This is a genomic window from Nocardia sp. NPDC052566 (genome assembly GCF_044547285.1).
Lineage (GTDB): Bacteria > Actinomycetota > Actinomycetes > Mycobacteriales > Mycobacteriaceae > Nocardia.
The window spans coordinates 13,667-26,442 of sequence record NZ_JBIUAF010000011.1; the positions used below are offsets into that span (position 1 = coordinate 13,667).

General features: G+C 66.9%; 11 protein-coding genes. 6 read left to right on the forward strand and 5 right to left on the reverse strand.

Going from position 1 to position 12,776, the window contains the following annotated elements; all coding sequences use genetic code 11:
* Positions 1–21: 21 nt before the first annotated feature.
* Both ACIG5A_RS43725 and ACIG5A_RS43730 read right to left on the reverse strand, forming a co-directional pair.
* On the reverse strand, positions 22–1,917 hold the full coding sequence (locus tag ACIG5A_RS43725; RefSeq protein WP_397251611.1) for a glycosyltransferase: 1,896 nt from the start codon (positions 1,915–1,917) through the stop codon (positions 22–24).
* A 120-nt stretch (positions 1,918–2,037) separates the two neighbouring features.
* Entirely contained in the window at positions 2,038–2,511 is a 474-nt protein-coding gene (locus ACIG5A_RS43730) for a GtrA family protein (protein WP_397251613.1), read from the reverse strand.
* Between the two features lie 235 nt (positions 2,512–2,746).
* On the opposite strand from ACIG5A_RS43730, the gene ACIG5A_RS43735 reads away from it, so the two are divergent.
* Together ACIG5A_RS43735 and ACIG5A_RS43740 are read left to right on the forward strand one after the other, a co-directional pair.
* Positions 2,747–3,718 (forward strand): glycosyltransferase, encoded by a 972-nt coding sequence (locus ACIG5A_RS43735; protein ID WP_397251615.1) that lies wholly within the window; start codon positions 2,747–2,749, stop codon positions 3,716–3,718.
* Complete coding sequence (locus tag ACIG5A_RS43740; RefSeq protein ID WP_397251617.1) at positions 3,715–5,331, forward strand: DUF2142 domain-containing protein; 1,617 nt, start codon at positions 3,715–3,717, stop codon at positions 5,329–5,331. Before ACIG5A_RS43735 ends, ACIG5A_RS43740 begins: the two co-directional genes overlap by 4 nt.
* A gap of 146 nt (positions 5,332–5,477) precedes the next feature.
* Here ACIG5A_RS43740 and rfbB read toward each other — a convergent pair whose 3' ends face one another.
* Complete coding sequence (rfbB, locus tag ACIG5A_RS43745) at positions 5,478–6,494, reverse strand: dTDP-glucose 4,6-dehydratase (RefSeq protein WP_397251619.1); 1,017 nt, start codon at positions 6,492–6,494, stop codon at positions 5,478–5,480.
* Between the two features lie 296 nt (positions 6,495–6,790).
* Between rfbB and ACIG5A_RS43750 the strand changes: the two genes are divergently transcribed.
* Together ACIG5A_RS43750 and ACIG5A_RS43755 are read left to right on the forward strand one after the other, a co-directional pair.
* Entirely contained in the window at positions 6,791–7,501 is a 711-nt protein-coding gene (locus ACIG5A_RS43750) for a hypothetical protein (RefSeq protein ID WP_397251621.1), read from the forward strand.
* Positions 7,502–7,669: 168 nt separating this feature from the next.
* The gene (locus ACIG5A_RS43755; protein WP_397251623.1) at positions 7,670–8,377 is read left to right on the forward strand and encodes a hypothetical protein; all 708 of its coding nucleotides are present in this window, start codon (positions 7,670–7,672) and stop codon (positions 8,375–8,377) included.
* 57 nt (positions 8,378–8,434) lie between these two features.
* Here the strand turns inward: ACIG5A_RS43755 and ACIG5A_RS43760 are convergent, their stop codons facing one another.
* Positions 8,435–9,421 carry an alpha/beta hydrolase gene (locus tag ACIG5A_RS43760; protein WP_397251625.1) on the reverse strand — a complete coding sequence of 329 codons (987 nt, stop codon included), beginning with the start codon at positions 9,419–9,421 and terminating at the stop codon, positions 8,435–8,437.
* Between the two features lie 244 nt (positions 9,422–9,665).
* Here ACIG5A_RS43760 and rfbA point away from each other — a divergent pair, with 244 nt between their 5' ends.
* Positions 9,666–10,538 carry a glucose-1-phosphate thymidylyltransferase RfbA gene (gene rfbA / locus ACIG5A_RS43765; protein ID WP_397251627.1) on the forward strand — a complete coding sequence of 291 codons (873 nt, stop codon included), beginning with the start codon at positions 9,666–9,668 and terminating at the stop codon, positions 10,536–10,538.
* Positions 10,539–10,540: 2 nt separating this feature from the next.
* Positions 10,541–11,107 carry a dTDP-4-dehydrorhamnose 3,5-epimerase family protein gene (locus ACIG5A_RS43770; protein WP_397251629.1) on the forward strand — a complete coding sequence of 189 codons (567 nt, stop codon included), beginning with the start codon at positions 10,541–10,543 and terminating at the stop codon, positions 11,105–11,107.
* 184 nt (positions 11,108–11,291) lie between these two features.
* On the opposite strand, the gene ACIG5A_RS43775 is transcribed toward ACIG5A_RS43770, so the two are convergent.
* A complete protein-coding gene (locus ACIG5A_RS43775) occupies positions 11,292–12,755 on the reverse strand; it encodes an MFS transporter (protein ID WP_397251632.1) in 1,464 nt (487 codons plus the stop codon).
* Positions 12,756–12,776 lie beyond the last annotated feature (21 nt).

A 12,776-nucleotide genomic window follows, 5' to 3' on the forward strand; every position in this document is an offset into this window, starting at 1 on the left:
GGAAGTCAAAGGTGTCCGGCGCTATTCGGCGTCGATGCCGTAGAGGCGTTCCCAGTTGGCGCGGCTGGTGAGCTCCGGCATCGCCGCGCGGTATTCCCGTTGCAGCGCGGGCAGTTCGCGGCGCAGGCGGCGCAGCACACGCCAGGTGCGCAGCAGCAGGGCACGCGCACGCGCCTTGTCCCGCCTGCGGATTCGCACACCGGACTGCGAGGCGTCGGTGACGACGACGTGATCGAACAGCGAGACGTGCCACCAGTAGGCGTCCTCGCGGGTGACGCCGATCAGCCCGCGCTGGGTGCGCCCGGTCCACTGGGTGATGGCCCGCTTGACCAGCACCAGGTTGGCGCGGCTCGGTTCACCACTTGCCCGGCGCAATTGGATGTCGCCCGAACGCACCGGCGGCGTCGCGGCGGCGTGCTTGACGGTCTCCGGATAGTCGCCTCGGGTCGAGCGGGCGGCGGACAGCGCGGCGATACCGCCGTCGCGCAGCACCTTCGGCCCCTTCAAGAAATCCTCGATGCCCTGCAGCGTGGTGTGCACCAAGCCGTACTGCATCGCGACCAGGTGTTCGGCGAGCTCGCGGAACAGCTTGCGGGTGATGGCTTTTCCGTCGAGATCGGTGTGCAGCGAGCCGACGATGAGCGAGTTGCGCGTGCTGAAGTAGCGCGCCCAGTCGTCGTAGTCCTTCCAGTAGAAGTCGGCGTGCCACACCGCCGCGTTGGGCAGCGTCACCGTCACGAAGCCGGCCTCGCGGGCGCGGACACCGTATTCGACGTCGTCCCACTGGAAGAAGATCGGCACCGGCAGCCCGATCCGCGCGACCACCTCGGCCGGGATCAGGCAGGTCCACCAGGCGTTGTAGCCCGCGTCGACGCGGCGTTCCTGGTTGCGCTTGAGCATGCTGGTGTTGCGCAACGCCTTCGGCACCTTCTGCCCGTGCTTGAGCTCGTTCAGGTGCACCTCTTCGGCGCCGACGTTGAGGTAGTCGGGGTTGAGCAGGAACAGCATCTGCGCGCCGACCAGGGTCGGCTCCACCGTCATATTGGCGAAGGCATTGAGCCGCACCACCGTTTCCGGTTCGCACAGGATGTCGTCGTCCATCAGGATGACGTCGGCGTGCTCGTTCACCGCGGACACCTCGTAGAGCCCGCGCGTGAAACCGCCCGCGCCACCGAGATTGGGCTGGCGGATGTAGCGCAGCTTGTCACCGAAGATCGGGCGCACCTCTTGGAAGTGCGGGCGGTTCTCCACCAGGTCGGTGCCCTGATCGACGACGTAGACCGCGTCGATGGCGGCGAGCACGGTCGCGTCGGATGCCAAGGCGGCCACCGTGTTCGCGCAGTCCTCGGCCCGGTTGAAGGTGCAGATCGCGATGGCGACCGGGCGCACGTGATCGGGCGCGACCGAGGTCCAGGTGAGCTCGGAGATGCCGAGTTCGCCACCGACGGCATCGAATTCCAGCCACAGCGCGCCACCGTCGACGTACTGGTCGAGCGGCGCGGACAACGAAAGCGGGCCGCTGGCATCGACGTCGGCGGTCTGGATGATCCGGCGGTGGCCCGCGATATCGGAGGCGACGATCCGCACCCGCGCCTGCTTGGCGACATCGAGCACCATCGAGGCGCGCACCTCGGTGACGGTGGTCCAGCGCTGCCAGTAGCTGGCGGCGAACCGGCCGAAGTAGGTGTTGGTGTGCGCGGCGGCGCCCTTGTCCAGTCGCAGCGCCTGCCGTTCCCGCTCTGCCCTGCCCTTCACGACGGCGTAGAGCTCGTCGCTCACCTTCGCCGACGGACCGGTGAAGATGCCGCGCTGCAGCACCAGCCGGTCGGGCGCCCGGTGATCGGCGCGCAGCGAGGCGGGTGCCTCGGCCGCGCGGTGGTTGGCTTCGGTAACGGCATGGGTAGCCGACTGCTCCATGAAGTCCTCGAAATCTTTATTGTGCCGACGGGACAGACACGCCCCTGGATGCCGTTCGCGGCGGGGCGAGGATATCAATCCACTTCGCGGTGCGCCCGCCCAGCAACCAGCCTACGGTGACTACTTTTGTTGCTCTGTGTTCGCCGCTCCGCCGGTGAAGACGAATTTTCCGTACGCCCAGTAGCGGAACACCACCGCGACGATCTGGCCGATGAGCGTGCCGGAGACGTTGTCCGCCAGCTGTGACGACAGGTCGAGGACATAGCGGGAGAACCCGAGGCAGCCCAGTTGCAGTGCGATCGCGAGGACGTTGAACAGCGCGTAGAGCAGGTACTCACGGCCGGGATTGTCGGTCTGCTTGTGCGAGTAGGTCCACCACTTGTTGCCGAAGTAGGTGACCACGGTCGCGGTGGCGATCGCGATGATCTTGGCGGGCAGCGGCGCGGCGCTCAGCGCGCCGGTCCAGAAGACCAGCAGGTTGTAGGTGCCCGCGTCGACGAGGAATCCGATCGCGCCGACTATCAGGAAGGGGATGCCGATCTGCCGCAGCGCGGTGAGCACCTTCGCGAACAACCCGGATTCTCGTGTGTCCACTGGATCCACCGTGTCTACGGGGTGAGATTCGGGGTGTTCGGGGTAAGACACTTAGCGAAGGTACCCCAACTCGACCCGACGCGAGCTCAGGCCCGAAGGAGGCAGCGCAGCGTAACCACGTAGGGCCAGGGAGCGTCGGCATTGAACACAGCCCAACCGAGTGAGCATCAGCGGTACCGGCCCTGTACCCTCCCGGTGTTCCCCAATTCACCGCCGACCTCGAGGATTGACCCGGGTGGACTCCACCGAGCTTCGAATTGCCGCTGTGGTCCCTTGCCACAATGAAGAGGCCGCGGTCGCCAAGGTCGTTGCCGACCTGCAGGCCGCCGTGCCGGGGATCGTCGTCTATGTCTACGACAATCTGAGCACCGACAAGACCGCCGAACGCGCCCGCGAGGCCGGGGCGATCGTGCGCCACGAGCACACCAAGGGCAAGGGAAACGTGGTGCGCCGCGCCTTCGCCGATATCGAGGCCGACGTCTACCTGATGATCGACGGCGACGACACCTACGAGGCCTCGGCCGCACCGCTGATGATCAAGACGCTGCTCGACGGCCCCTACGACCACGTGCTGGGCGTGCGCAAGCAGGAGCATGAGGGCTCCTCGGCCTACCGCGCGGGCCACGAGACCGGCAACAAGGTGCTCAACGGCGTGGTCGGCAAGGTGTTCGGCGAGAACGTCGAGGACATGCTCAGCGGATTCCGCGTCTTCTCGCGCCGGTTCGTGAAGAGCTTCCCCGCGGTGTCGCGCGAGTTCGAGATCGAGACCGAACTGACGGTGCACTCCCTACACCTGCGGGTACCACGCACGGCGGTGCCGGTCGGCTTCCGCGATCGCCCGGCGGGCAGCGAATCGAAGCTGCGCACCTACCACGACGGATTCAAGATCCTCGCGCTGATCGCCGGGCTGGCCAGGCACGAGCGGCCGGTCGCGTTCTACGGCGTCTTCGGCACGCTGAGCTGGCTGGTCTCGATCATCCTGAGCGTCCCGATCGTCATCGAGTTCTACAACACCCATGAGGTGCCGCGCTTCCCCACGCTGTTCCTCGCCTTCACGCTGCTGCTGCTCGGCAGCCTGGCGTGGACCGCAGGCCTGATCCTCGACGGCATCCGGCGCTCGCGGCACGAGGCGGCTCGCCTTGTCTACCTGCGGTATTCGGCGGTCGGCACCGACGAAACAGCCGGCGGTGACGGGGCAGGCCGTTGACCACCTCCGCCGACCGGGCCGGGACGACCGGTTCCGCATCGAGTGAGGAGCAGGCGCTGAGCGCACCGGCGAGCACCACGACCGAAACCAACGGCAAGGCCACGTCCGCCGAGACGGTCACGGCCCGAACCGATTCGGCGGGTGCGCGCGCGACTGTGCGCCGCCTGACCGGCCCGCTGGTCGCCCGGTTCGGTGCGGCGACCCTCGCGTTCACCGTCGTCGCCGGCATCTTCGGCGTCGTATTCGCCTGTCTCACACCGCCGTTCTGGGGTCATGACGAGATCACCCAGTTCGGCAGGGCCTATCAGGTCGCGCACGGCGGGATCATGCCGCAGCGGATCACCGACGACCGCGGCGTCGCCTACGGCGGCGACGTGCCCGCCTCCGTCGATCACCTGATGAGCTACGCCTTCCAGGACTACAACCACAACCCGGAAGAACCGGATCCGATGGTCGCCGATCCCGGCGCCTACGACCGGCTCGGCGACGCGAAGGTCTCCTCGGCCACCACGCAGGTCTGGTTCACCAACACCTCGGCCTATTCGCCGGTGCCGTATGCACCTGCCGCGGTGGGTATTCGGCTCGCCGAACTGTTCGACCTGAACGTCGGCGGGATGATGCTGCTCACCCGGCTGTGCGGGCTGTTCGCCTACCTGCTGATCGTCGGATTCGCGCTGCACGCGCTGCGCGGGCATCGGGTGCAGTGGCTGGCGTTCACGGTCGCGGTGCTGCCGATCGCGGTGTTCCAGGCGGGCACCGTCACCGCGGACACGATGACCAACGCGCTGGCGATCCTGGTGTCCGCGTTGCTGATCAAGGCGCTGTTCCTCGGTGATCGGCTGCATCCGGTGGAGACCGCGGCGCTGCTGACCGCGACGGTCCTACTACCCGTGAGCAAGCCGACCTACGTCCTACTCGCCATGCTCGTCGTCCTCGTCCCCGGGCAGCGGCTCGGCCTCTCCGGCGTGCTGCGCTGGCTGCCTTGGGTTTTCGCGGGCCTCGGCGCGCTCGCCTTCGCGGTCTGGATGAAGATCGCCGCGCCGACCGGCGAGGGCATGGGCCTGATGCGGCCGCAGCCGCAGTGGCATTCGGTGCGGCCAGGCGATCAGCTGCACGAGATCCTGTCCAGTCCGGGTCATTTCGCCAACGTGTTCGCCGAGAGCATCTGGCTGCGCGACAACCGGTGGTTCACCCAGTTCTTCGGCGAACTCGGCTTCGCCTACATCGACGTGCCCGCCCTGACCATCGTGACCTGCCTGCTCGCCCTCGCGGTGAGCGTCGGCATCGCGGATCGGATGAACAAGGAGACGGCCACCTTCCGGCGCACCCTGCTGGTGGCGCTCACCGTGGCGGCCAGCGTCGCGATGATCTACGTGACGCTGTACATGTCGTTCACGCCGGTCGGCTACTACCTCATCGACGGCGTGCAGGGCCGCTACTTCGTGCCGCTCGCGCTGCTCGCGTTCGCGGTGCTGCTGCGCTGGATGCCGCTGCGGCTCACCGATGCTCAGGGCCGGACGCCGACGTGGGGGCCCGCGGTCACCATCGTTGCGGCCAGCAGCATCGCCCTGCTCGCGACGATCGGCAAGTACCACGCCATCGTCTGGGGCTGAGCATTCCGCTCAGCCCCCGGCGAATTCCCCTTGTTTCACCGATGTTTCCGAATTGGTTCCGTTGATGTTTCCGAATTCTCCACGCGTGCAATAACTCCGACAATTCGGGCACATTGACCGGTTGCCGAGTTAACTGGACGTCTGCCCTATTCGCTTGCGCCGCTGAGAGTTTTCTCCCCGGCCTCGGCATAGGCGCGCTCGGTAACCGCTTTGCCCGGGCGCCACCACGACTCGTTGTCCCGGTACCACTGGATGGTCGCGGCCAGCCCGGCGGCGAAGTCGCCGTACCGCGGCGTCCAGCCGAGCTCGGTGCGCAGCAGGCTCGCATCGATGGCGTAGCGCTGATCGTGACCGCGCCGATCGGTGACATGGTCGAAGTCGTCCGGATCGCGATCGAAGGCGGCGAGCAGCATCCGCACCACGGCCTTGTTGTCCAGTTCGCCGTCGGCGCCGATCAGATAGGTCTGCCCGATCCGGCCACGCTCCAGGATGTCCCACACCGCGCGGTTGTGATCGTGCACGTGGATCCAGTCGCGCACCTGGTGGCCCGCGCCGTACAACCGCGGCCTGATCCCATCGATCAGATTGGTGATCTGACGCGGGATGAACTTCTCCACGTGCTGGTAGGGGCCATAGTTGTTGCTGCAGTTGGAGATTGTCGCGCGTACGCCGAACGAGCGGGTCCACGCGCGAACCAGCAGGTCGCTGCTCGCCTTGGTGGCAGAGTACGGGCTGGACGGGTTGTAGGCGGTGGTCTCGGTGAACGCCGGATCCGCCGGGGCGAGATCGCCGTACACCTCGTCGGTGGAGACGTGGTGATACCGCACGTCGTGCCGGCGCACGGCCTGGAGCAGGGCATAGGTGCCGACGATATTGGTCTGCACGAACGGCCACGGCTCGGCGAGCGAGTTGTCGTTGTGTGACTCGGCGGCGAAGTGCACCACCGCGTCGACGCCGCTGACCAGCTCGTCGACCAGGTCCAGGTCGGCGATATCGCCGTGCACGAAATCGATGCGGTCGGCGACGGGATCGAGCGAGGCCTTGTTTCCCGCGTAGGTCAGCGCGTCAAGGACCGTTACGGTCGTGCCTGGCCGATCGGTCACGGTCTGCTGAACAAAATTCGAGCCGATGAATCCGGCGCCGCCGGTTACGAGCAATCGCACCCCACGACTCTACGTCGAGCCCGCTCGCGCGCCCGTCGAGCCTGGCCAGGGCGCTTTGCGAGGGTTTCATTCTGTGAGCTTCGTCTCAATGACTGCACAGTGAGTGGTACGTCAAGTCCGTATTTTCGGGCAAAAGCCCGCCCAGAATGCGGGTTTCCAATTACCCACCAAGCCTCAGGTCTCCTCGGTGAACAAAATTTGAATAAAAGGTCACAATCGGTTCACCACGCGTTAGCTGTCCTAGATTTCGATCGGTTAGTCCCCTCCGAACGCTCCACCCTCGAGGAACCGAACAAATGCTGATGAGGAAATTCGCCGCTACGTCGGCGCTGCTGATCGCCGCGATCGGCGTGACCGCGGGAACCGTCAACGCGACACCCACCGACCAGGCCGACAACGGTGTCATCAACTTCACCGCCAAGGCCACCGACACCCAGTCGATCATCACCACCGACGCCGGCTCGATCGTCGTCGAAGACGACGTACTGAAGATCAAGGCCGCCAACGGCACCGTGGTCGCGGGCACCCCGCTGAAGTTCCGGGTCGACGAATTCGAATTCCCGATCGCCGCCCAGATCACCGACCGCACCGCCACCCTGACCCCGCAGCTCGACATGCAGCACGCCGCGTACAAGCCGGTCGCGCTGCCGTTCGAGGACAAGGCGCCGTGGAAGTCCGAGTACGACCGTGAGCAGGCCGCCTTCAACCGCATGAAGGACACCATCGCGATGGGCGCCACCGTCGGCACCCTGGTCGGCGGCATCGGCGGCGGCGCCATCGGCTGCGTGCTCGGCGGCATCGTCGGCGCAGGCGCGGCCGCCGCGGCCATCGTCGGCCTGTTCGGTCCGTTCGTCCCGGCCGCCATCCTCGGCTGCCTCGGCGGTATCGCCGCCATCGGCGCCATCGGCGCGCTGGCCGGTCAGATCTTCATCACCGCACCGGTCGCCATCGCCGCGGTGATCCAGTACGTCACCACCATCAACCAGCCGTTCGTCGCTCCCAAGTAAGCACGAACTCGCACAACTGAATTCGCACAACTGAAACAGCGAGCCAGGAAGCCCCATCCGGCCCACCCGGATGGGGCTTTTCTCGGCCAGGCCGAATTACTGAAAGTTTGCGTCGTCAGTTCTCGGTCGCCACCACTTGCACAACGCACCTGATGAGGACCAAATCCAATGAGTATCAAGAAGTTTGCCACTACAGCCGCTCTGCTCACCGCCGCGATCGGCGTCACCGCGGGCACCGTCAACGCCGCGCCCGCCGTCGACAACCCGGTCATCAACTACACCGCCCGTGCGACCGACACCTCGTCGATCATCACCACCGACGCGGGCTCGCTCGTCGTCGAGGACGACACCTTCAAGATCAAGGCCGCGAACGGGACCGTTGTCGCGGGCATGCCGCTGAAGATGCGTATCGACGAGTTCGAATTCCCCATCGCCGCACAGATTTCCGACCGCACCGCGACGCTCACCCCGCAGGTCGACATGGCGCACGCCGCCTACAAGCCCGTCGCGCTGCCGTTCGAGAACAAGGCGCCGTGGAAGACCGAATACGAGCGTGAGCAGGCCGCCTGGAGCCGCATGACCGCGACCATCAGCATGGGTGCCACCGTCGGCACCCTGGTCGGCGGCATCGGCGGCGGCGCCATCGGCTGCGTGCTCGGCGGCATCGTCGGCGCGGGCGCCGCGGCGGCATCGATCGTCGGCCTCTTCGGCCCCTTCGTCCCCGCCGCCGTCCTCGGCTGCCTCGGCGGCATCGCCGCCATCGGCGCCATCGGCGTCCTGGCCGGCCAGATCTTCATCACCGCCCCGGTAGCCATCGTCGCCGCAGTCCAGTACTTCACCACCATCAACGCCCCCTTCGTCCCCGCAGCCAAGTAGGGCCACACACACAAAGAACCCCGCCCGGCCACTCGGCCCGGGCGGGGTTCTTCGGACTCAGGCGGTGCGCACTGCCTGGGCTTCCTCGGTGCAGGTGCGGACGAAGCGGGCTACTCGGCCTAGGACGGCTCGGGCTTCGGGGAGGTTGGGGAAGATGCTCATGAAGGCGTGGACTTGGCCGCGCCAGAGTTCTACGGAGTTGGGGACGCCCGCGGCGGTGAGGCGTTCGGACATGAGTTCGCAGTCGTAGCGCAGGACTTCGTCTTCGGCGGCGATGAGCAGCGCGGGTGGGAGGGCGGCGAGGGCGGCGTTCACCGGGGACAGGGTCGGGTCCAGGTGGCCGTCGACTTCCGCGCCGATCCGGACCACCGCCGCTAGGGCGGAGAGGGGGATGTAGGGGTCGCGGCGGGCGTTGACGTGAGCGCGCTTGGCCGCGTAATCCAGATCGAGCAGGGGGCTGAGGCCGACCAGGCCCGCCGGAGCGGGCAGGCCGGATTCGATCGCGCGCAACGCGGTCGCGAAGGTGAGGTAGCCGCCCGCCGAATCGCCCGCGAAGACGATGCGTGCCGGATCGGCGCCGTGGCGCAGCAACCAGCGGTAGGTGGTGAGGCAGTCCTCGATGGATTGCTCGATGCTGCGGCCGGGCAATTGGCGATAGTCGACGTTGAGCACGGGCAGGCCGGTGCGCCTGGCCAGGCTTGCGGCGATCGGGCGGTGGGTGCGCAGGCCGCAGACGGCGAAACCGCCGCCGTGCATGTACATCACCGCGCCGTGCCGCAGCGCGCGGCTCGCGCCGGCGGGGCGCAGGATCTCGACCTGGAAACCGTTGAGCGTCACCTGTTCCCGATCAATACCGCGCGGCTGGGGTCGCAGCCTGGCGAGGCCGTCGATCGCGACGGCGCCGATCGGGATGGTCGCGCGGGTGATCGGCAGGGTCCGCAGTACGGGACGCACCACGCTCTGGCAGGTTGCCAGCAGCACTCGCGCCTGGGCGCTGGGTCCGTTCGGATTCATGACGACGGGGGAATCACTGGTCGCGGACATCGCGCACCTACCTCACCAACAGGCGTCGTTGCCCGGCCGAGGGTCTTCCCGGCGGATGTCGACGCTGACATCGCACCCCGCGTTCAACTGGTGTCACACGGTGTCAATTCAGAAGACCATGGAATAGTGACCTACGCAACAGAAATCATCCGACGCGCCCGATCGCGAAACGTTCGTGATCAATTCGCCGACGAGTCGGAACCTCCCCGCGTCCACCCGCCACTGAGCTGGCAGACTCCATGCCATGCGCGGAATCATCCTGGCGGGCGGCACCGGATCCCGGTTGCACCCGATCACGCGCGGGGTAAGCAAGCAGCTGGTGCCGGTCTACGACAAGCCGATGGTCTACTACCCGCTGTCCACCCTGATGCTCGCGGGCATCAGGGACATCCTCGTGATCACCACCCCCGAGGACGCCGAGGCGTTCACCCGGCTACTCGGCGACGGCGCCCAGTTCGGCATCTCGATCAGCTACGTGGTGCAGCCGGAACCGGACGGCCTGGCCCGCGCCTTCGTGCTCGGCGCCGATCACATCGGCACCGACAGCGCCGCCCTGGTGCTCGGCGACAACATCTTCCACGGCCCCGGCCTCGGCACCAGCCTCAATCGCTTCGCCGATATCGACGGCGGCGCGGTGTTCGCCTACTGGGTATCGGATCCGACCGCGTACGGCGTCGTCGAATTCACCGACGGCCGTGCGGTGTCCATCGAGGAGAAGCCGAAGGCGCCGCGCTCCAACTACGCCATCCCCGGCCTCTACTTCTATGACAACGATGTCGTGGAGATCGCCCGCACGCTGCGCCCTTCGGCGCGCGGCGAATACGAGATCACCGATATCAACCGCGCCTACCTGGCCCAGGACAAGCTGCGCGTCGACGTACTGGCCCGGGGCACCGCGTGGCTGGACACCGGCACCTTCGATTCGCTGCTCGACGCGGCCAACTACGTGCGCACCATCGAAGAGCGGCAGGGCCTGAAAATCGCCGTGCCGGAAGAGGTCGCGTGGCGGATGGGCTTCATCGACGACGAGAACCTGCGCGCGGTGGCCGAGCCGCTTGTCCGCTCCGGCTACGGCCGTTACCTGCTCGACCTGCTCGATCGCGGGAGGGACTGGTAGCCATGGAGTTTCGCGAGCTCGCCGTACCCGGCGCCTGGGTGATCACCCCGCGCCAGCTCCGCGATGAGCGTGGGGTGTTCACCGAATCGTTCAAGGCCACCGAATTCGAGAAGGCCACCGGGCGCGGGTTCGACCTGTGCCAGGTGAACGTCTCGGTGTCGGCGGCGGGTGTGCTGCGCGGCATCCACTACACCGAAGATCCACCGGGCCAGGCGAAATACGTGACCTGCATGCGCGGCGCGTTCCTCGACGTGGTGGTCGATCTGCGGCCGGGCTCGCCGACCTACGGCCGCTGGGACAGCGTGGTGCTCGACGATGTCGACCGGCGCTCGATGTTCCTGGCCGAGGGGCTCGGGCACGCGATCCTCTCGCTGGAGGACGAATCCACCGTCACCTACCTGTGTTCGCTGGAGTACACGCCCGAATTCGACAGGGATATCGACGCTTTCGATCCGACGCTGGCCATCGACTGGCCGACCGTCGGCCGCGACGGCAAGCCACTCATCTACACAAGGTCCCCAAAAGACACTGTCGCTCCGCTGTTCTGTCCCGCCTCCCCGCAGATTTAGGCCGGACCTAGGTGCCCCAAGAGTTGACGCCGGCGGTCAGGTGACGACGGACTTTGCTGGTCCCCGATGAGTTACCCGTGTACTCACGAGATCAGTTGACCGGTTCGTGAAAACTGCGCCCACAGCCGAACGCCACGCCAGGTAACGAGTACCTGCGTGGCGTCGACTATCGGCTGGAGGGGGTTCAGCCGACGAGTTCCATCTCCCGCTCCGCTACCGGCTGCGCCCGCTTGGCGCGCTTGGGCAGGTAGACGGTCAGGGCGACCAGGGCGCCGACGATGGCGACTCCGGCGGCGAACTCCAGGCCCGGCCGGTAGGCGTCGAGCATCGCGGCCGGATCCTTGGCGACGTGCCCGCCCGAGGAGATGATGGCGGTGGTCACCGCGAGCACGATGGCCGCGCCGACCTGCATCGAGGTCTGCAGCACACCGGCCGCCAGGCCCTGCTCGTCGTCATCGATACCGCTGGTGGCCTGAATGTTGATGGCGGGGAAGCCGACCCAGCCGATGCCGATCAGCAGCACCGCGGGCAGCAGCACCGTCAGGTAGGACGGCGCGGTGTCCAGCCGCAGGAACAGCAGGTAGCCGATGGCCATGACGACCAGGGTGATCGCGATGATCGGGCCGGTGCCGAACTTGTCGACGAGCTTGTCGGAGACGAACGCCGACGCGACGACGAGCAGACCGACCGGCAGCAGCGCCATCGCCAGCTTCAGCGGCGACCAGCCGAGCGCGTCCTGCATGTACAGCGTGGTGATGAACTGCCAGCTGAAGTAGGAACCGCCGACCGCGATGATGGCCAGGCTGGCGCGGACCAGCGACACCTTCTTCAGGATGCCGAGCCGGACCAGCGGGTGCTTGACCTTGTTCTCGACCGCGACGAACGCGGCGAACAGTGCGATGACCGCGGCGAACGAGGCGAGGGTGCGCACCGAGGTCCAGCCGACCTCGGGGGCGGTCACCACGGTGTAGACCAGCAGCAGCATGCCCGCGGTGGAGAACAGCGCGCCGAACAGATCGTGGCCGCCCTCTTCGGCGGGCTTGTCCTTCGGCACCAGCACGAGGGCGGCGACCAGTGCGGCCAGCGCGATCGGGACAGGGAGCAGGAAGGTCCAGCGCCAGCCGACGCCGGTCATCAGACCGCCGAACAGCAGACCCATGGAGTAACCACCGGCACCGAACACGGTGTAGATGGACAGCGCCTTGTTACGGGCCGGTCCCTCCGCGAAGTTGGTGGTGATGATCGACAGACCGGTCGGCGCGGTGAACGCGGCGGCCAGGCCCTTGATGAAACGGGTGAGGATCAGCAGCGGACCCGAGGTCACCAGGCCGCCCGCGAGGGAGGCGACGGCGAAGACGGCCAGCGCGATCAGGAAGACCTTGCGGCGCCCGAGCAGGTCGGCGGTGCGGCCGCCGAGCAGCAGCAGACCGCCGTAGCCGAGCACATAACCACTCACCAGCCACTGCAGTGTGGAGGTGTTCAGATCGAGTTCGGCGCCGATGGACGGCAGCGCCACACCGATCATCGACACGTCGAGACCATCGAGGAACAGCACGATGCACAGCGTGATCAGCATGCCCCAGAGCCGGGTTGACCATCTGGTCGGATCGGTCGCCGTGGCGGCCGAGAGGGTTGCTGGTGAAGTCATGCGGGGTACATTACATGCACA